Annotated in this window: 14 protein-coding genes; 8 read left to right on the top strand and 6 right to left on the bottom strand. The window is 50.3% G+C overall.

The features are described from left to right. Window positions 1-25 precede the first annotated feature (25 nt). The 5 genes from tuf to ACLBLI_RS17015 all read left to right on the top strand — a co-directional run bounded on the left by tuf (window position 26) and on the right by ACLBLI_RS17015 (window position 8,859). Complete coding sequence (gene tuf / locus ACLBLI_RS17035) at window positions 26-1,210, top strand: elongation factor Tu (protein ID WP_414828612.1); 1,185 nt, start codon at window positions 26-28, stop codon at window positions 1,208-1,210. 532 nt (window positions 1,211-1,742) lie between these two features. Continuing rightward, entirely contained in the window at window positions 1,743-4,310 is a 2,568-nt protein-coding gene (locus tag ACLBLI_RS17030; RefSeq protein ID WP_414828734.1) for a DUF2339 domain-containing protein, read from the top strand. Window positions 4,311-4,508: 198 nt separating this feature from the next. Beyond that, window positions 4,509-6,173, top strand: a complete 1,665-nt coding sequence (locus ACLBLI_RS17025; protein ID WP_414828733.1) for a carbon starvation protein A — start codon at window positions 4,509-4,511, stop codon at window positions 6,171-6,173. A gap of 186 nt (window positions 6,174-6,359) precedes the next feature. Beyond that, window positions 6,360-7,520, top strand: a complete 1,161-nt coding sequence (locus ACLBLI_RS17020; protein WP_414828732.1) for a PQQ-dependent sugar dehydrogenase — start codon at window positions 6,360-6,362, stop codon at window positions 7,518-7,520. Between the two features lie 127 nt (window positions 7,521-7,647). After that, window positions 7,648-8,859 carry an SO_0444 family Cu/Zn efflux transporter gene (locus ACLBLI_RS17015; RefSeq protein ID WP_414830992.1) on the top strand — a complete coding sequence of 404 codons (1,212 nt, stop codon included), beginning with the start codon at window positions 7,648-7,650 and terminating at the stop codon, window positions 8,857-8,859. 239 nt (window positions 8,860-9,098) lie between these two features. Here ACLBLI_RS17015 and ACLBLI_RS17010 read toward each other — a convergent pair whose 3' ends face one another. Further along, a complete protein-coding gene (locus ACLBLI_RS17010) occupies window positions 9,099-9,764 on the bottom strand; it encodes an alpha/beta fold hydrolase (RefSeq protein WP_414830991.1) in 666 nt (221 codons plus the stop codon). A gap of 221 nt (window positions 9,765-9,985) precedes the next feature. On the opposite strand from ACLBLI_RS17010, the gene ACLBLI_RS17005 reads away from it, so the two are divergent. Next, window positions 9,986-11,059, top strand: coding sequence for a CNNM domain-containing protein (locus ACLBLI_RS17005; RefSeq protein WP_414828731.1), 1,074 nt, complete (start codon window positions 9,986-9,988; stop codon window positions 11,057-11,059). Between the two features lie 151 nt (window positions 11,060-11,210). Here ACLBLI_RS17005 and ACLBLI_RS17000 read toward each other — a convergent pair whose 3' ends face one another. After that, window positions 11,211-11,657 (bottom strand): hypothetical protein, encoded by a 447-nt coding sequence (locus ACLBLI_RS17000; RefSeq protein WP_414828730.1) that lies wholly within the window; start codon window positions 11,655-11,657, stop codon window positions 11,211-11,213. Window positions 11,658-11,934: 277 nt separating this feature from the next. On the opposite strand from ACLBLI_RS17000, the gene ACLBLI_RS16995 reads away from it, so the two are divergent. Together ACLBLI_RS16995 and ACLBLI_RS16990 are read left to right on the top strand one after the other, a co-directional pair. After that, on the top strand, window positions 11,935-12,078 hold the full coding sequence (locus ACLBLI_RS16995) for a hypothetical protein (protein WP_414828729.1): 144 nt from the start codon (window positions 11,935-11,937) through the stop codon (window positions 12,076-12,078). Between the two features lie 24 nt (window positions 12,079-12,102). Then, on the top strand, window positions 12,103-12,708 hold the full coding sequence (locus ACLBLI_RS16990) for a lysostaphin resistance A-like protein (RefSeq protein ID WP_414828728.1): 606 nt from the start codon (window positions 12,103-12,105) through the stop codon (window positions 12,706-12,708). 64 nt (window positions 12,709-12,772) lie between these two features. On the opposite strand, the gene ACLBLI_RS16985 is transcribed toward ACLBLI_RS16990, so the two are convergent. The 4 genes from ACLBLI_RS16985 to pdsR form a co-directional block, all read right to left on the bottom strand. Further along, window positions 12,773-13,453 carry a Fe2+-dependent dioxygenase gene (locus tag ACLBLI_RS16985; protein WP_414828727.1) on the bottom strand — a complete coding sequence of 227 codons (681 nt, stop codon included), beginning with the start codon at window positions 13,451-13,453 and terminating at the stop codon, window positions 12,773-12,775. Between the two features lie 126 nt (window positions 13,454-13,579). Further along, window positions 13,580-15,886 (bottom strand): TonB-dependent receptor, encoded by a 2,307-nt coding sequence (locus tag ACLBLI_RS16980; protein ID WP_414828726.1) that lies wholly within the window; start codon window positions 15,884-15,886, stop codon window positions 13,580-13,582. A gap of 131 nt (window positions 15,887-16,017) precedes the next feature. Continuing rightward, window positions 16,018-18,198 (bottom strand): proteobacterial dedicated sortase system histidine kinase, encoded by a 2,181-nt coding sequence (gene pdsS / locus ACLBLI_RS16975; RefSeq protein ID WP_414828725.1) that lies wholly within the window; start codon window positions 18,196-18,198, stop codon window positions 16,018-16,020. 8 nt (window positions 18,199-18,206) lie between these two features. Then, window positions 18,207-18,899, bottom strand: a complete 693-nt coding sequence (pdsR, locus tag ACLBLI_RS16970) for a proteobacterial dedicated sortase system response regulator (protein ID WP_414828724.1) — start codon at window positions 18,897-18,899, stop codon at window positions 18,207-18,209. Between the last annotated feature and the right edge of the window lie 292 nt (window positions 18,900-19,191).

The raw sequence follows: 19,191 nt of genomic DNA, 5'->3' as shown, positions 1-19,191 counted from the left end.
ACTTTTAACTTAGGAAACGAGAAAAATGGCAAAAGAAAAGTTTGAACGTACGAAACCCCACGTAAACGTGGGTACAATCGGCCACGTTGACCACGGTAAAACAACTCTGACGGCAGCTATCACTACTGTTCTGGCGAAGACCTACGGTGGTGCAGCTCGCGCATTCGATATGATCGATAACGCGCCTGAAGAAAAAGCACGTGGTATTACCATCTCTACGTCACACGTAGAATACGACACGCCTACTCGCCACTACGCGCACGTAGACTGTCCAGGACACGCTGACTACGTTAAGAACATGATCACCGGTGCCGCACAGATGGACGGTGGTATTCTGGTAGTTGCAGCGACTGATGGTCCTATGCCTCAGACTCGTGAGCACATCCTGCTGGGTCGTCAGGTTGGTATTCCTTACATCATCGTATTCATGAACAAATGTGACATGGTTGATGATGAAGAGCTGCTTGAGCTGGTAGAAATGGAAGTTCGTGAACTTCTGAACGAATATGACTTCCCAGGTGACGACCTGCCAGTAATTCAGGGTTCAGCTCTGAAAGCACTGGAAGGCGATGCAGAGTGGGAAAAGAAAATCATCGAACTGGGTGAAGCACTGGATTCATACATTCCAGAGCCAGAGCGTGCAATCGACAAGCCGTTCATCCTGCCAATCGAAGACGTATTCTCAATCTCAGGCCGTGGTACTGTTGTAACTGGTCGTGTTGAGCAAGGTATCGTTAAAGTTGGTGAAGAAGTTGAAATCGTAGGTATGAAAGACACTACGAAGACGACTTGTACCGGTGTTGAGATGTTCCGTAAGCTTCTGGACGAAGGCCGTGCTGGTGAGAACGTTGGTGTTCTTCTGCGTGGTACTAAGCGTGACGAAGTTGAGCGTGGACAAGTACTGGCGAAGCCAGGTTCAATCACGCCACACACTAAGTTCGAAGCTGAAGTTTACGTACTGAGCAAAGACGAAGGTGGCCGTCACACGCCATTCTTCAAAGGCTATCGTCCACAGTTCTACTTCCGTACAACTGACGTGACCGGTGCTGTTCAACTGCCTGACGGCGTTGAAATGGTAATGCCAGGCGACAACCTGAAATTCGTTGTTGAGCTGATTGCTCCAATCGCGATGGAAGAAGGTCTGCGCTTCGCAATCCGTGAAGGTGGAAGAACCGTTGGTGCGGGCGTAGTTTCTAAGATCATCGAATAATAGAAGCTACACTGCATTTAAAAAGGTCACTTCGGTGGCCTTTTTTTGTGCCCGCTCCACCGGTTCTTTCTGCGTGAGCGGTGTTCCGTGATGGGTGAGGCTCCGGTTCACGAAGTGAATTTTGAGTGAGTTAACCTCACTCAAAAAGGAACGAACGGGACGACAGGACGTCGTCCCTGGGTGCGACACCATGGATGGGTTAACACTCACGTTTTCAAGCTGGCAATTACTTGATGTAAGCTCACAGTAGCTGCAGGTGTTGTATCTAAAATCATCGAGTAATTCGATAATTTAGAAGACATACTGTCATCTTAGAAAAAGGTCGCGAAAGCGGCCTTTTTTGTGCCCGTTTCAACGACTTTTTCTACGTGAGCGTTATTCCGTGGTGGCCTAGCCATATGCTGGCGAGCTGCTTCAGCGATACCCTGCCAACTGCTATCCTGTTATCAGTGTGATGTCTGGCGTCTGTCACTGGTATTTATTGTCACTTCGGTGGTAGGCTCACAGAATCATTCTCAGGGAGTGGGAAGCTGTGGAAATTATTCTTTTTATCGTAGTGATCGTCTTGGTGGTCTGGTTAGGCAGGTTGTCAGGTCGGCTTGACTCGTTAGAATTACGAGTCAGACAGCAGCAGCTTACGATAGACACGCTTAAAGCCAGCGGCACGGATAGTCAACAGGCTCAAACTGAGACGGCTTTGCTCAGGCCTGCTTCACATGGCGTTAAAAAGTCGGGCTCAACGGTGCCGGATTCGTCAGGCAGGGGCGCCAGTACACCACCGACATCATCACCGCTAAACTCTGCACTCGTCTCGTTTTGGGCGCATCTCCACTCTCACTGGCTGCTCTGGATCGGTGGCATATCACTGGCAATTGGTGGCCTGTTTCTGGCCCGGTATGCCATTGATGCAGGTGTTTTATCAGCAGGCTTGCGCGTCTTACTTATCGGTGCCTTCGGTTGTGCCCTGGTCGGGGTTGCGATCTATCTGGATAGGCACCGTGAGCGGTTCGCCGTGAGAAGCCCGTTAGTAACGGCGGCTATCGCCAGCGGTGGTGTAATCACATGCTATGCAATTTTGCTGGTTGCGCATACCACTTATCATTTTATAGGACCCGAAAGCACGTTTTTGCTTTTAGCAATCGTATCGCTGTTTACCACGTGGCTGACGTTGCGACTGGGTATCATGCTGGCCATGGTGGGACTGGTCGGTGCGTATCTGGTGCCAGCACTAATTCAAACAGAAACGCCATCTGCGTGGGTTCTTATTGGCTACCTGCAATTGGTCACACTGTCTGTTGTGTATATCGCACAGCGAGTTGAACAGCAGAACTTATGCCGGTTGGCTCTTGCCTTTCACGGGCTTTGGCTTTTGTTTGCAGCCGTAAGTGTGGACCAGAATCAGGTGGTTCCTATACTGGCAGGCGTAATAGGTCTGCTCTATGCGTTTACGCTGATACCAGTTCTCGGCTGGCGCTTACTTCATCGTCATAGCGATCCGGTGACGGTCAAAGACTGGTTCGCTTTTACGACCGTGTCGGCAGGCTGGCTCGTTGCTTCTGGTGTCATGGTAGTGTTTGTTATTCTCGCCACTCAGGCATGGATAATTGGTCTTATTACTGCAGTCTTCGCGGTAGCTTTATGCCTGGGCGCATGCCGTCACAGCCGGCTCGATGGACTTCCTTTTGTTGCCGTTGGTGTTACAGCGGTTGGTGTTGTGTCGTTGTTTGGGTTATCCGAATATCGGAGTCCGGTAAACATGTTTGCCTTTCCGTCGGTGTACACACAGCTAGCCGTGTTGTGTTACGGCTTGTTTGGTGTTGTTATGGCCCGCCGGTATCCGGAGCGGTTGGGGTATGCCGTGCTCCCAGTCATAGCTATTCCGTTGCTTCTCGCTTTGCCTTTCTCCATACGCAATAATCTGGATAGTCTTGTGCCGCTTTATAGCGTTGAACTGGGAATTTACGCACTGATAAGCGCGACTGCCTTAATGCGGGTAAGCAGCGCTAATCAGAAGCTTTGCTCGAACCTGCTGATGCACGGTTGTATAACGCTGTTACTTTCACTTTATCTTACTGACAACAGCCTGACTGTAGCCCTATCTCTGCAAGTGGCAAGCCTGCTAAGCAGCGCCCGCCGTTTAGCCGTCTCTGTGCCAGAGTGGATAGTTAAACTGGCTGTAGGTGTCATCGTCCTGAGGCTCACCATCGCGCCGTTTGATATAAATACTGCTACCAACAATGCGCTGGGCGATTACTGGATATTTGTTACGTATCCGCTGGTACTGATTGCTTTTGCAACTGGTTACCGGTTTGCCCCAGCAACATTACAAAAATGGCTTGTAGGTGCGCAGTTACATATCGGTGCGTTACTACTTTCCACGGCAACCTGTTTATTCCTCACAGGCAGTGTGTTGGCCTGGCCCCTTAGCTTGCCAACGGCAATACTGCTAAGTGCAAACTGGCTGATTCTGGCCGCCGTATACCTGTGGCGAGCGCAGAGTGCAGGTTCTGCAAGTACACTCTATAAAAGCTATGGCGGTCTGCTGACCGGTATTGCGTTGGCGTTTCAGTTTGGGTTGCTGATAATGCATAACCCATTCCTATCGCAGGGTGTGCTGCCCGTATCGAATACCGCCCTCTGGTTAGTTCTGTGGTGGCTTGTGCCAGGAGCACTCATTGCGGTTATTAGCCGGTACGCTAAAGCAGCAAGCCTGCTCCGTAGGAGTTTACTGGTTATCGCGAGTGCTTTTTCTATCCTGTTCATCAACGGCGCTATTCGGCTGCTCTATCAAAAAAGCGACATCGCACTGTCGTTGTCTACCGGACAGACAGAGCTGTACACCTATTCTGTGGTCTGGCTGATTATCGCAGCATTATTTCTGGTGGCAGGGCATCAACGCCGGCATGTCATTATCAGTCGGGTTGGGCTGACACTTTTGCTGGCTGTAATTTGTAAGGTTTTTCTGATAGATACAAGCCATCTGGAAGGATTGCTTCGCGCGCTCTCATTCCTTGGGCTGGGCGGGTCGCTGGTAGCATTGGGCTGGCTTTTTCAGCGTATTAACGCTGCCGCAACGTCGTCTTCGCCAGCCTCTGGGTAAAGCTGAGCGTCTACGACTTTAGTCTGAGTGTTATCGACCTCATCCAATAAGGGATGCTCTAATACAGGATCATACGGTGCGCTGTCTCAAAGATAGTCCAAACCTCGGGTTAAGCGGTATATAAACCACCGACTCACTGCGGCGTACCGTGCCCGCCGCTTAGGGCATATCGTCGTAACATAAATGTGGATTATAACTATGCAGTCAATTGCCATTGTTCTGCTCGGTATCGTTGGAATGCTACTGGGCTGGTTTGTTTATTCAAAATTTATTGCCACAAAGATTTTCAAACTGGATGAAAAGTTTGTCACTCCGGCTCATGAGCTCAATGATGGCAAAGATTTTGTGCCCACCAATAAAGTGGTGTTGTGGGGACATCACTTTACTTCCGTTGCCGGCGCCGCGCCGATTGTTGGTCCGGCCATTGCGGTTTACTGGGGCTGGGTTCCCGCCGTGTTGTGGGTGGTCTTTGGTACCATTTTCTTTGCCGGTGTGCACGACATGGGGGCCCTGTGGGCGAGTGCGCGGCATAAAGGTAAGTCCATGGGGGCGCTCAGTGAGAGCGTGATAGGGAAGCGCTCCCGCGCGCTGTTCATGATCGTAATATTCCTTGTTCTGCTGATGGTAAATGCGGTATTCGGGGTGGTTATTGCGAACTCCTTTGTGTCTCAGCCTAATGCAGTATTTCCGGCATGGTCTGCAATTGCTGTGGCGCTGATTATTGGTCAGTTGCTGAAACGTAACTTTAGCCTGATCCCGTTGTGCCTGGTCGGCATTTTGGTGTTATACGCATCAGTTTACGCAGGCAGTTACATTCCTTTAAGTCTGCCTGAAAATATGTTTGGGCTGGCAGATACCGCCAACTGGATCATCATTCTGTTTGTTTACGCCGCGATTGCATCACTGTTACCGGTTTGGATGCTGCTGCAGCCGCGCGACTTTATAAACGGTATGCAATTACTGGTGGGGTTGTTCTTACTTTATGGTGCCGTATTCTTTGCGATGCCGGATATCACCGCGCCAGCGTTTAATACTCACACGGCCGTAGACACGCCAAGTCTTATTCCCCTGTTGTTTGTGACTATTGCCTGTGGTGCCGTGTCCGGTTTCCACGGCATTGTGTCATCCGGCACCAGTTCAAAGCAATTGAATAAAGAAACTGATGCCCGGTTTGTCGGCTATCTGGGCGCGGTAGGAGAAGGCTCTCTCGCCCTTATCACGATTGTCGCGGTAAGTGGTGTCGCGCTGGCCGCATCGCCAGAAGAATGGCACGAGGTTTATAGCCACCTGGGCGCGGGCAGTGTTAGCGCATTTATCACCGGAGGCGCCAATCTTATTCAGCAAGGCTGGGGGTTACCGGTCGATTTCTCTTCTACGATCCTGGCGGTAATGGTGGTGCTGTTTGCAGGTACCACCATGGATTCGGGGGTGCGTCTGCAGCGTTATATCATTCAGGAGTGGGGCGAAATCTACAAGCTGGATATTCTGAAAAATGGTTTGGTAGCGACTCTTGTAGCGGTAGGCTGCTGCTTATTGCTTGCCTTTGGGGCAGGCGGCGCCTCAGGTAGCGGTGGTATGATCATCTGGCCTTTATTCGGCTCAACAAATCAGATCCTGGCAAGCTTAACGCTGCTGGTCATCTCGGTCATGCTGATAAAAATGAAGCGTCCGGCTATTTATACTCTTGTGCCTATGGTTTTTGTTTTGGTGATGGCATTCTTTGCCGGCATCATCAAATTAAAAGAGTATTGGCTGGAGCAAAACTACCTGTTGGTCTTCCTTGATGCTGTGGTGTTGATTGTATCGGTACTCGTGATGCTTGAAGCCGCGTCCGTTATCAAGCGTTTTCGTAAGGGCGACTGACGCGCTGGTGACTTCGCACCATTGAAGTAATTTGGTGGTCATGCTCAAACGGCGCGGTGTGTCTATAGGGATAGTTGAGCCTGACCGGGCCAACCTACGTAGACACCTGTTAGCAATTACCGTTTACCTGTCACATCACGGTGTGGCAGGTGTTTCGCGAACATATCAAAAATGTTGGGAACCAATATGCGACAGAAAATAGCTTTTCTTTTTACTCTGCTGGCGGTCTCTGGCGTCGCCACAGCACAGTCCGGGTCAACACAACAGCTTGAGATGGAAGGGAGTAAAGGGACGACTCTCACAGGCGATGTGCTGACAACATTTGAACAACCCTGGGCGATGACGTTTTTGCCCGACGGGCATAGTCTGGTAACTGAAAAAGCGGGTGCCATCTGGCTGCTTGATGAAAACCAACAGAAACGGTTTTCGTTATCCAATGTGCCTGACGTAACGGCGAGAGGGCAGGGCGGTTTAGGTGATGTGATCATTCACCCTGATTTCTCCTCGAATAACACCATTTACGTCTCTTATGTAGAGCGCGATCCTGACGACGATGCCTACAGTGGCGCAGTGATTGAACGGGCGACGCTGACCATCTCAGACGACGGGGCAGACTTGTCCGACAGAGAAATCATCTGGCGTCAGTCGCCGAAAATTACCGGCAACGGTCATTATTCGCATCGTATGGTGTTTTCACCTGATGGTTATTTGTTTATCACATCGGGTGAGAGGCAAAAATTTTCTCCATCACAAAATATGGCAATGAATCTGGGGAAAATTCTTCGATTAAATGACGATGGCAGTGTGCCTGAAGACAATCCTTTTTATGGCAACGGCAGTGTCACTGAGCAGGTATGGACACTGGGCCATCGCAATCCGCTTGGCATAGATTTCGATGAAAACGGCAATCTGTGGTCACATGAAATGGGGCCGCGTCACGGAGATGAGCTGAACATTATCGAGCGAGGCCGCAACTACGGTTATCCGGTGGTGTCGCAGGGCGATCACTACTCCGGTGTTAAAATTCCAAATCATGAGGACGTGCCTGTTTATAAAGCACCCGTGCTAGCCTGGGTGCCAGCCATCAGCCCTGCTGGCTTTATCATTTACAAAGGCACCCTTCATGCTGACTGGAAGGGGAGCGGCTTTATTGGTGGCCTGTCATCAAAAGCGTTAGTGCGCGTCACCTTTAGTCAGGACGAAGAAGGTAAGTGGGCCGCAGAGGAAGCGGAGCGTTATGAATGGGGCGAGCGAGTGCGTGAGGTGGAACAGGATGCAAAAGGCAATATTTACGTGCTTGAGGACGGCGAGAGCGGGCGCCTGATTAAAGTTGGGATGAATCAATAGGAACAGCCTTGCGGCTTGAATTACCACCCCAAGTAGCTGGCCGGGCACAATAGTAATGCAGTGAGAAGGCGACAGAATGTCGCCTTTTTTGTTATTATGACAGTGACTGTGAACCGGTATGGTGATTATGGGCGACGTAGCGTTACTTATTGAAAATTTCCTCTCGTTATTCATGGAGTCCGCACCCTGGCTGCTGCTTGGTTTGCTGGTCGCCGGTGTAATGCATGAGCTGGTGCCTGTCTCCCTGCTGCAAAAACATATGGGCAGCAACAGTATTGCCGCTGTGAGTAAAGCAGCCGTCATCGGCGCGCCCTTACCACTGTGTTCTTGTGGGGTGATACCCGCGGCAATCGGTCTGCGTCGCAGTGGTGCTTCCAAGCCCGCAACGGTCTCTTTTTTGGTGTCGACACCAGAAACCGGTGTCGACAGTGTTTCTGTTTCGTACGCACTACTGGGCCCCGTCTTTGCCATCGTCAGACCTGTTGCAGCTGTTATCAGCGCGATTTACGCCGGACTGATGGTGCGTTGGTTCGGTGACAAAGACATCACGCCTTCTGCCACGCCTGCGGTGGTACCCGGCGATATGTCAGCCTCTTCCTCCTGTTGCGCCAGTCAGTCATCCCCAGCGGCATCGCCAGTCAGCACCACAACCGGCTCGTGCTGTGATTCGAACCCGGTACCACAGAGCGCAGTGTCTGAAGACGGATGTTGCAGTACGTCAAAGAAACCAGCGGCGTCCTCTGTTTCTGTTACTCAGAGAATGCTGGACGTATGGCAGTATGCATCAGGTAAGTTATTAGACGATATCATTGTATGGCTGCTGATAGGCCTGGTACTGGCGGCAGCTATTAAGACCTGGGTTCCCACCGACTTTTTAACACAATGGGGCGATGGATTTATAGCCATGATCGTTATGGCACTGATTGGTATTCCGATGTATATCTGCGCGACTGCCTCAACACCCATTGCGGTGGGCTTTCTGGCTGCCGGATTGTCACCCGGCGCTGTGCTGGTTTTTCTTATGGCGGGGCCAGCAACGAATATTTCCACCATGGGCATGATAAATCAGGAAATGGGGCGTCGTACCCTGATGTTGTATTTGTTTTCCGTGATCAGTATGAGCATTGTCAGTGGCTATGGGTTAAATATCCTGGTTAGCGGTATGGGCTGGGAAAATTATATTGTGGGTTCAGCAGCGGAGCATCTGCACGCTGGTGCATGGCAAAGTGTATACGCACTTTGTGCGATATTGCTGGCAGCGCTAATGATCCGCAACGTCGTGAAAAAAGTGGTGGCTTCCTTGCGTCGGCCATCCGAACATTCTGATTGCTGCCACTAAGCGGAAAGTGAATACACCCCAAGCGTTCTTATGGGGGCGCTATCATTCGTGTAATTTGTTTGCTCAATCTTTGCCCCCCTCTGACAGATACGGTCCCGCATTTTGCTTACCTGGTACTGTAGTTGTCTGCAGGTTCGTATCACTGTGTGATGTCGGTGTGCACGGCGAGGCCGGTGAAGCGAGCTAACGTCGTCATCCTTGCTCGCTTCACTCCAAACTACACGCGATAACCGGATTGGCTACTGAATTAACTGAAGCTGTGTTGAGGTTGTATCTGTCTGCAAGCCAAAGTGACCCAACGCAAAGGTATAAGTTGCATCTTCATACCAGATCCGACTGCTGTGGACGCCGCCAACTGTGCAGGTGCCGGTAGAACATACAATTTGATCCATATAGCTTTTAATAGAATACACGCGGTCTGCAAGAGGTACGCCGTATAATCCGTCCAGGAAAGGGCTTTGTACGGACAGTCCATAATAGCCACAGGTGCTGTTCCAGACATTGTAAGGATAGACGCCGCAGCTCCATAGCCCTCTCATTGCGCCTGCAATTCCCACAAAGGTATCCACATACGACGATGCCGCCAGCTTATCAATTTGCTGAGCCGCAAGAGTCACACCCATAGAGTGCCCAATTACATCAATTTTACCGCTGCAAGACGCATTTACTGCATTCACAATGGCGTTGCGAACCGGTGTCTCTTCAGCGCCACTGTGATTATTGCAAGCTGCACACGTTTTTGACCCCCAGTCTGGCAGATAAATATCCTGCAGGGAGTATCCGGCATTAAGCAGCGCTGATACGGTATTATCCCAGCTGTCAGGAGAGGCAGCATTACCATGAACGAGGACCACCGGATCTTTGCATTGCGCCTGGGCTTCATTTGCCGCAAACAGGCCAAGCATGCTGATAAGGCAATACAGGTAGGTTTTCATCTTGTTTTCTCTCTGTCGTTAATAAATTGTTAACAACAGGCTAGATGCTGACCGGGTCTTGCGCCATAGTACTTTGGTGCGACGAAAGGAATGGTCGATAAGGACGGTTTTTCCCATTTAGGCTTGTACAAACAGCATAGTTCCCCATAATAGAGAGTTAATTAATCGATGCCGATGGCGTTAAGGGATTCATGTTACTTCTGATTGTGTATGTGTTTGTTGCACTGGGTTTTTCGTTTTTATGCTCCATAGCTGAAGCGGTTATTCTCAGTGTGTCCTCAGCTTACATATCAGTGCTTGAAAAAGAGGGAAAGCCCAGTGGCTCCTTGCTGCGTTCTCTCACGGAAAACATCAATAAACCGCTCTCGGCTATTCTGACGTTAAATACCATTGCTCATACCATGGGTGCTGCGGGTGCAGGAGCACAGGCCGCTGCAGTATTCGGTGACGCCTATTTGGGAGTAATTTCTGCGGTTCTGACACTGTTAATTCTGGTGTTTTCAGAAATTATTCCTAAAACATTAGGGGCGACTTACTGGCGGGCGCTGGCACCGGTCACAGCATACTTTCTGAAATACCTGACCATGGTGCTGATGCCGTTTGTGAAAATGTCTGAATTGCTCACACGGGGTTTCAAAGAAGACAGTCCGCTACGAGGCCTTAGTCGCTCAGAGTTGCATGCTATGGCTGAGCTGTCCGGACAGGAAGGGCAGCTTGCCACACACGAGGCGGCGTTTCTTCAAAGCCTGCTTAGTCTGCATGAACTGAAAGTGAAAGACGCTATCACTCACCGTACTACGCTATTTTCTGTGCCCGAATCCATGTCGGTTGAGGCTTTCTTTCATAAACATGCGCACATTGAGTATTCACGGATCCCGGTTTATACGGATAACGATTCTGAAAATATTTCGGGCTATGTGATGCGCTCCGATTTGCTGGTGGCTCAGGCGCGGGGGAATACAGACAAGCCGCTGTCAGAGTACGCCAAAGATATGGTAACGATTCTGGGGACCATGCCGCTTTCCGGCACTTTCGATCACTTCCTTAATAAACAGGTACATATGCTGCTGGTAGTGGATGAATATGGTGGTCTTGAAGGGATCATTACCCTTGAGGACTTGCTCGAACGTCTGCTGGGAGTAGATATCGTTGATGAGAAGGATACTACAGTGAGCATGCGCCGCCTGGCGAAAATGATGAATCGTCGCCGTGAGCGCATGATGATAAAAAATGATCCCGATGAAGCATTAAAAGAAGGTGAATAACGTCATTTTCAGCGGTCTCTGGGCGATGCGGTGCCGACCCTTCGGGCACTGACGATAATCAAATTTCAGCTGTTTATCACAAAGCGCAGAGAACTCACTATCGGTGAGTAACGTTATTTAAAGAGCGTGTCTGCAGAATAATTAGTTGTCGCTAGTGAACGTCATCCAGTAACGCCTGCCACTGTGCCATATGTACCCTGCTTTTGTGCCTGAGTTCCCCTGACACACTATCTTCGCGAAGAAGGTGTGGCGGGATAGCATCGAGCATTTTGAAAAACAGTAATGTACAGGTACCCGCTGCCCATGTCTGGGCCAAATGGAGCTGCGGAACCGTTCTGCCGCGCTCGATCCGCAAAGTCCGCTTGACCAGCGGCGTTAATACGTGGCTCCCGAACTCATCGTTTTTGCTCGCTTCCAGAAACGCAATCTGCAGTGCACGGAAACTTTCATGCTCGTTAATCACTTCCCCGCCATTGCTGCTTGCCTCATTCGTTACCGCCTGCGCATTCACCATGGTTTCGAAAACCGACAGGTGCATGTCAGTAAACCAGGACTCTAACGCTACCAGCTCGGGGTGAAGCTCTTCGGCTTGTTGCATTGTGAAGCACTAATGCCTTCTGAATTTACATAGTTAGACATTATACCCTGGTGAACGAATTTCAGATTGCTTTACGGTGAGAGGGTAAACACCACTGAGTCAAACCGATACGCTGGTACAGGTTTATTTCGTTGTGTTCTGGTGTAACGTGAAGTGGCGTAATTCTTACGCAATATACCCATTGAAAAAGACGTTTTACCATAAGCATGTAATGCAGCTAGTGGATAGCGATGTTCACCTGGTCACAGGTGGTAACAGTATTAATAGGATACAAAACGTGTTCGAAGCAGCCGGAATTGCGATAACGCTTGATGATGTGAGTCAGTTTATTCGTTCTATGGGCATGCCAAGCGGAGTTCCTTCAGGCCCGTCAACAAATCACATAACGGTAAGGCAGTGGTATTCGATTCGTGATAAATAAAAGCGCTTGCAGGGATTAACGGCAATGCATCCTCCGTTGCTTGTTGTTATCGCCAGTTTTACGATGGCAATTTTCGTAACGCTGCTTGCAAGCGGCGTTACGGGAAGCGCAATGCTCCCTGATACTGTTACCGGGTTGTTGTCCTACGTATTTTTTACCTCGTCGTTTGTCCTGACCTACTTTAGGTTTCAGGGCGTTGCTTTTTTACGCCTGTTCAGATGGCGGGGAGCGAACCGAAAACTGATGGTTATTTTTCTGTCAGGGCTAACCGCAGTGTATTGTTTTGGCGTATTCGCACCGGCTGAAATCGAGCCAGTAGATGCTGAAATCAGTGTTATTACCAGCGTCATCCTGATTACTGGCGTTGTTTTCACTGGCCCTGTATTTGAAGAGCTATTTTATCGTGGGATCCTGTTTGACGGGCTTCTGAGGAAAACCGGTACGTGGGTTGCCAGCCTTGTGTTGAGCAGTCTGTTCGCGCTGATGCATTACCCGGCAAGTCTGCTTTACGCAGGGGTTTTCTTCATTTATGGGCTACTTTTTTGTGCCCTTAAAGTGAAATATAAGAGTTTACTTTACCCGCTTGTGCTTCACATCAGCGCAAACCTGTTGCTTCTCACTATGTCATAATGTCGTGCAAAATAGCGGGCGACTCAGAAAGTTCTTTGGGGTACGTTGCTCACCGGCAACGCGGTTAAACACTGGCAAACTGTCTTATCAGGTTATGATAAACGTGATGCAAGCGATCCAGTTCATGCCGGTCGACTTGCCCGGTTGTCATCAGGTTTTGAATACTTTGGTCCAGTTCATACAGTGTCTGGCGCAAGCTGGTGTCTGCAATCATGCTTTGCATCCAGGTGATAGCCGCCAGTCGTTCTCCCCGGGTGACCGGAGTTACTTTGTGTAAACTGGATGAGGGATACACCACCGCGTCACCCGCATTTAGCTTAACAGATTGCTCTTTAAACTCAGTCTGGATTATCAGTTCTCCGCCATCGTATTCTTCTGGCTCATTCAGAAACACCGTGCTGGACACATCGCTACGCAGTACATCGGGCGAGCCTGGAATGCGCATAATTGCGGCGTCTACATGAAAGCCATAAGATTCATCCTGCGCATACCGGTTGAAGCAGGGAGGAAAGATGCGCTGGGGCAATGCTGAGGAAATCAGTTTTGGATGGTTGCCGAGCTTTCCCAAAAGCTGATTGGCCAGGCTGATAACCTGCGGATCTCTGGCGTCCGCCTGACTATTGCGTTTTACTGATGCCGCCATACCCATCGCGGTAGATTTACCATCATTCCAGTTCGCCTTCTCCAGTGTACTTCTGTAACGGGCAAGGTCGTCTTTGTTGAGTAATGCTTCGATAATAACCATGAGCACCTGTATGTGTAATTGTTGCTGAAAAAGAAAATGCTGATCCGTAAAGCGAGTAGCCACTGTGACTGAAATCGTTCATTCACAGTGGCCATTGCCTCACGCGCGAACGAGCCGCGGGGTTTATCAGAACTCGTAGTTGATGGTACCACGGACGCTGCGGCCGTCTCCCAGGTACATAAACGAGCCTGAGCGGTACGCCGCAGTCCAGTACTCCTCATCCAGTGCGTTGCCAACATTAACCCGGAAAGTCAGCGCGTCACTGTGATAATAAGTAGCAAACAGATTAATCACCTGATAGTCAGGTACGACAATACTGTAGCGGTTATTCTCTGCATCATACCCGGCCGCGGTATCAGGCTGGCCGCCGTACATCTCTGACTGATAGCTGTAGTCACCGCCGAAAGCGAACTTATCGTTTGGCTGATAACGCATCTGAAAGTAAAAGCTCTCATCGGCAAAGTTGCTCAGTGCCAAGCCGATATTGGCGTCGTTGTAGGAAGCCAGTATTTCCGAATCCATAGCCGTAGCAGAGGCCTGAATGCTCAGCTTATCGGTAACATCACCACTTAAGCCAATCTCGATACCTTTCACCCGGTTTTCACCGGTATTAAGCGTACCAAGCGTTGAGTAAGCGTCGCCGACACTCTCGTGCACATCACTTTTTGTAATTTGGAACGCTGCAGCTGTTACCATCAGTTTGTCATCAAACACCATCCACTTAGCGCCAAGCTCAATGTTTTCAACACGTTCAGGATCGGCCTGCGCCGCTTGCTCGGGAGAGCCACAGAGCCCACCATAGCCACAGTTCGCACCTAAATCAGACTCCCCGCCATTGATATTCGTTGCGGTACTGTAGGTGACATACAGGTTGGTGATGTCAGACAGCTCATACACCACACCCAGGTGTCCGTTATACATGTCGTCAGAAAAATCGAATAACTGGTCGCCGCTCCAACCGCTGGTGGCATTCGAATAATCGAAGCTGTCCTGTCGTAGTCCCCAGAAAATATCGAACTGTTCGGTGAGTTCGAACATGTCCATCACATAAAAAGACACGGTTTCGATATCAAACAGGGCATCTGCGCCACCTCGGGTGAATGTTTTGCCCATCAGACTGCCAATGTTATCAACGCTGTTGCCATTGCCATCCAGAATACAATATGACTCAGAAACGCCGCGGCGGCCTCCAACCAGACAATTTGTCGGATTGGTGTTTTCGACAGCGAAAACGCCATTATCAACTGACTCGTCAGTGTACTCGAAGCCAAATACCAGTTTATGTTGCTGGCCGGCGAACTCGGTGTCCCAGAATAAATTAAACTGCGTGGTAACATAGTCTACATCCTGCCAGCCCTGATGGGTGCTTAACACCAGCGTTTCTGCCCCTGGTGCCACCGGATCTGTTGCATCGCGCGTCGTCCCCCGCAAACCGGTGGCGATATATTCATTTTCTGTATTCCCGGTACGTGTGGCGTTATATAACCGCAGATGGTCGTTAATTTCGTACTCGGTGCGAAGCGTAAAGGTTTTTACTTCTGAATTCAGAAAGTCTTCATCTTGTGCGTATACCGGAATGTCCTTCAACGGTCGACGGGTATCGCGGTCAAAATAGCTCCCCAGGTCCGGCTTATCTTCCGCGTCCAGGTAATAGGCATCCGCAATGAACGACAGTTTCTCTGTCGGGTCGATAGTGTAGGAGAGTTGTAATCCGGTGCGTTTCCGTTCAATGCCTTCACGCCCCGGTTTGTCCTCGTCTGCCGCCAAAGCATTGATGCGCAAGGCTGAGTTGTCGTTAATTGCCTGATTGTAATCCGCTGTCAGACGTTTGTGATCGTCAGTGCCGGCGCTGATATCGACGCGACCAAAGCTGTAACTGGTAGAAGCTTTCTTGGTAATACTGTTCACTGCACCACCGGACGAGCCTCGCCCCGCAAACGTTGAGCTGGGGCCTTTAGTGATCTCGACACGTTCAATAGCGAAGCTTTCACGGGTGGTCATGCCAGGGTCTCGCAAACCATCAACGAATACATCGCTTCGTGCTTCATGACCGCGGATAATATAGCGATCGCCAAACGCATTTCCGTTCTCACCGGTGCCTAAGGTCACGCCTGCCTGCGCAGAGAGGATGTCCTTAAGGTCAGTTTTGCCGCTTTCCTGAATTTGATCCTGGGTTAACACACTGATGGTTTGGGGCGTATCAACTAAATCCGCGAGGTGTCGGGGGTCGCCAGAGCGATCATATCGATATACTGAGCTTTTCACCCCGTGGATGCGGATAAGTTCAATCGCCTGTTCGTCCTTTGCGTTGCATTCTTTTGCGTTCGATTCGTTGCATGTCGGGGTTTCATCTGCGATTGCCGGAGCCTGACCGAACGTCAGAGCCGCAGCAATCGTCGATGCCCCCAGGTGTAGTCGAGTGTGTTTCATCATTTGTCCTGATTTGCAGTTATTATGTGTTCGCGATGCAGTATAAGGAAACGACGCAGTTTCGTAAATGCAAATGATAACAATTGTCATTTGTAATTTTGTGGAGGGTTTTTTAAGTAATCCTTAAGTAAGACTCAGGGTAAGGTTACAGGGAGGGTGATGACGACGCAGACGCCGGTTTTATCAGGCAGGTTATCAATCGTCAGGCTACCCTTATGGAACTGCGCAATCATGTTGGCAATAAACAGCCCGAGACCAAGGTGGGGATGGGATGTGTCCTGATGACGGGAGGTGTCGGGTCTGACCGATACCATCGACTGCAATAGCTGACTTTTCATTCCGTCAGGTAATGTGGGGCCGGGATTTGTCACGCTGAGCTTGATGCTTTTACTCTCTCGCCAGAGGTTTAGTGTGATGGCGTCATCCTGTTCACTGAATTCCGTAGCGTTGGCCACAATCTTGTCCAACATCTGTGCGAAGAGTTCCGGAGAACCCGCAATAGGCATCTTCGATTCTGCCCCTTTTAGCTTAAACTGACGCGTACGGTATGCGTGCTGATAGCCGGCTACACAACCAGTCACTACTTTGGTGACATCAAAGGTTTCAATATCTTCCTGAGCAATAGCGTGCTCCAGCCTGGTTGCCTCACTCATGCTGTTTAATATCGTACTAAGCCGGCTTATTCCAGACTGAGCCCGGCTGATAAAAACGGCTTGCTCCTCACGATCATCAATATGCGAAAGGGTATCCAGCGATGATTTAACCACGGCAATGGGAGTGCGTAACTCGTGAGAGAGTCTGGAGGCCATATTCTCCAGGTACGAGTTATATTGCTGAAGACGGCTCAACACATCACCGAAAGCCCGTGAGAGATCGCCGATTTCATCTCGCTGTCTGGCAGGTGTTAACTCGCCGATGATTTTACCGTTATCATCAATCACCGCTTCTGTGTCGTCTCTTAGCTTGCGAATACGGGAGGAGATACGATTAGCAAACAACAGTAAGCCGGCTGTGCCCAGCAGCATGACTGCCAATATGACGTGGAACAGTTCTTCCAGTGCCCGGTTGCGCAAGGTACGGATCCCGTTGGTAGTCTGCTCTACCACCACCGCGCCCATGACGCTCTCGCCGATGTAAATAGGGTAGGCAGCTGACAGCACCACTGCTTTGTTATCTGGCGTTAGCCGCCAGAGTGAGTCAGGCTGACCCTCCAGTGCTGAAGTAATGTCTTTTCCAACCAGCGCGTAAGCGTCCTCCATTTCATCGATGAAGTCGGCAGGAGGTTTGGTCAGGATGTGATAATACAGCGGTAACAGCCAGTGCTTCTCAACCCAACGCCACCAGGGCAATTCGCTTTCGGGACGCTGGGATGCGCGAAAGCCGGCTGATGACTGCAGGTTTCCTGCGCGGGCCAGCACCCGTTTATGCTTATCGACAACCCAAACCCGCGAGTCAGCATATTTAAGTCCCGATAGAATGCGTTCAATTTCCGGTGATGGCGTGACCACCGTACCCAGACCGTCAGAGGTATTGGGATCAGCCGTGCCGATGGCGTATTGCTTCGTTCTTGTGGCGGGATCATCGATATCAACCAGCGCGAACGCCAGCGAGCCGGAGGTCATTTCCAGTGGAAAACGAAGCTCAATGTTGTAGCCATCGGGGGTGCGAAGCCACCGCCCCTGAATGCGTAACTCATTATCTGCAGCACGGTAGCGGGAAAGATCGTCGTCCAGCCTGAAGGCATTTACCCATCCTTCCTGATACGGCGCAATAATAAATCGCTGAAGCTCTCCGGATTCCGGCATTAATCCAGTTAGTAAGTGGTCACTTCGGTCGATACTAAGGCTATTTGGCTGTCGCCAGATTACGTTATCGTCAGTCACATCAAACATGGCATACAGGTACTGGCCAAATCGGCCGACCATATGCTGAAAGGATAAACTTACCTCAGGACGGGGAAAGGTAGACTGAAACCAGTTGACTACCTGCTCTTCCCCATACTGGCGGGCCAGTGGGGTGATGGTTTCCCAGTCGTTTAGCTTACCGTCTAATTGGATGGGCGTGTCTATTGGCGGTGCGTAGAGATCCGTACCAGGACGCACGGTCTGCAAATAAGAAGACTGACTGTCAAACAGTGCCGGGCGTTCGTGCAGTGCAGTGGCTACCGCGCGGGCAGTGCCGATCATGGTTTGTTCCTGCCCCGTTCTTAGGTATTGCTCCAGCTCCCAGACATATTTGTATCCCAGCCATGGGATAGCAAATAAAAACAGTGACAGCAGCAACAGCTGTAAACGGATAGAAAAACCAAACTGCATTGTGGTTCCTAATGATTCTGCCAGCGGTAACCCATACCGTAGACGGTATCGATATGATCAAAGGTTTCATCAAGCTGAACAAATTTCTTGCGCATGCGCTTGATGTGAGACGTGATGGTCGTGTCATCAACTACCATTCGGGATTCATCCATTAACTGCTGGCGGCTTTTAACATGCCCGGGATGTTTAATCAGTGCATGCAGCATCCAGAACTCGGTGACTGTCAGGGCGACAGGCTCGGCTTTCCAGTTTACCGTCATTCGGCTTACATCTACCTGTAAATGACCAAGGCGGATTTGTTCGCTTTGTTGCTTCGGCGCAGCCAGTAAATCGGTGCGCCGGAATAGCGCCGCAATACGCGCCAGCAGATGCGCCATGCTGATGTCTTTGGTCAGGTAGTCATCTGCGCCCATGCGCAGGCCGCTTATGGTATCTACATCGTTGTCGCGGGCAGTAAAGAATATGATAGGCAGTGACTGGGACAACCGGCGCAGTTGCTGGCATAGCAGGAAGCCGCCTTCCATCTCTTCATTCAACCCAATATCAATGATGGCCAAATCCGGCAGCGCCTCCTCAAACGCCACAGAGGCAGACGGCCGGTCACGGTATGCATTTACCTGATAACCCTGGTTTTTCAATGCCACGGTGTAGTTTTCGCGGATAGCCGGATCATCTTCAACTAACGCAATGGTTCTTGGCATGTTACTTCCTTAACAACGATTGACGACACCACTATACCTTATGAGTAAACCTCAAAGCCTGAGTTCGGCATAAAATCCAGAATCGCGCCACATTTATGCCATATTCTGTTTCGCTGTTATTGAACGGCACGCTGCTAAGCCAGGTGACAAGGCACTTGCCTGCACGACGATAGGGGTGAACACTCTGCCGAATACTGCGCGGGAAATTATGTACTGACCAGGCAAACCGCCAGCTTTTTCCCTGATTTGTCATCACATTTCCTCTTTTCAACAGCAAAGCTGCCTCAATCAG

Origin of the sequence: Alteromonas sp. H39 (assembly GCF_047556435.1) — a bacterium.
GTDB lineage: Bacteria > Pseudomonadota > Gammaproteobacteria > Enterobacterales > Alteromonadaceae > Alteromonas.
Note: the sequence above shows the minus strand (reverse complement) of the source record. Positions and strands in the feature narration are given on the sequence as shown.

Bases quoted from the DNA above. Each gene is read 5' to 3' on its own strand.
- ACLBLI_RS17015 (WP_414830992.1), top strand. From the start codon at position 7,648: ATGGGCGACGTAGCGTTACTTATTGAAAATTTCCTCTCGTTATTCATG.
- ACLBLI_RS16990 (WP_414828728.1), top strand. From the start codon at position 12,103: ATGCATCCTCCGTTGCTTGTTGTTATCGCCAGTTTTACGATGGCAATT.
- tuf (WP_414828612.1), top strand. From the start codon at position 26: ATGGCAAAAGAAAAGTTTGAACGTACGAAACCCCACGTAAACGTGGGT.
- pdsR (WP_414828724.1), bottom strand. From the start codon at position 18,899: ATGCCAAGAACCATTGCGTTAGTTGAAGATGATCCGGCTATCCGCGAA.
- ACLBLI_RS16985 (WP_414828727.1), bottom strand. From the start codon at position 13,453: ATGGTTATTATCGAAGCATTACTCAACAAAGACGACCTTGCCCGTTAC.
- ACLBLI_RS17000 (WP_414828730.1), bottom strand. From the start codon at position 11,657: ATGCAACAAGCCGAAGAGCTTCACCCCGAGCTGGTAGCGTTAGAGTCC.
- ACLBLI_RS17020 (WP_414828732.1), top strand. From the start codon at position 6,360: ATGCGACAGAAAATAGCTTTTCTTTTTACTCTGCTGGCGGTCTCTGGC.
- ACLBLI_RS17005 (WP_414828731.1), top strand. From the start codon at position 9,986: ATGTTACTTCTGATTGTGTATGTGTTTGTTGCACTGGGTTTTTCGTTT.
- ACLBLI_RS17025 (WP_414828733.1), top strand. From the start codon at position 4,509: ATGCAGTCAATTGCCATTGTTCTGCTCGGTATCGTTGGAATGCTACTG.
- ACLBLI_RS17010 (WP_414830991.1), bottom strand. From the start codon at position 9,764: ATGCTTGGCCTGTTTGCGGCAAATGAAGCCCAGGCGCAATGCAAAGAT.
- pdsS (WP_414828725.1), bottom strand. From the start codon at position 18,198: ATGCAGTTTGGTTTTTCTATCCGTTTACAGCTGTTGCTGCTGTCACTG.
- ACLBLI_RS16980 (WP_414828726.1), bottom strand. From the start codon at position 15,886: ATGATGAAACACACTCGACTACACCTGGGGGCATCGACGATTGCTGCG.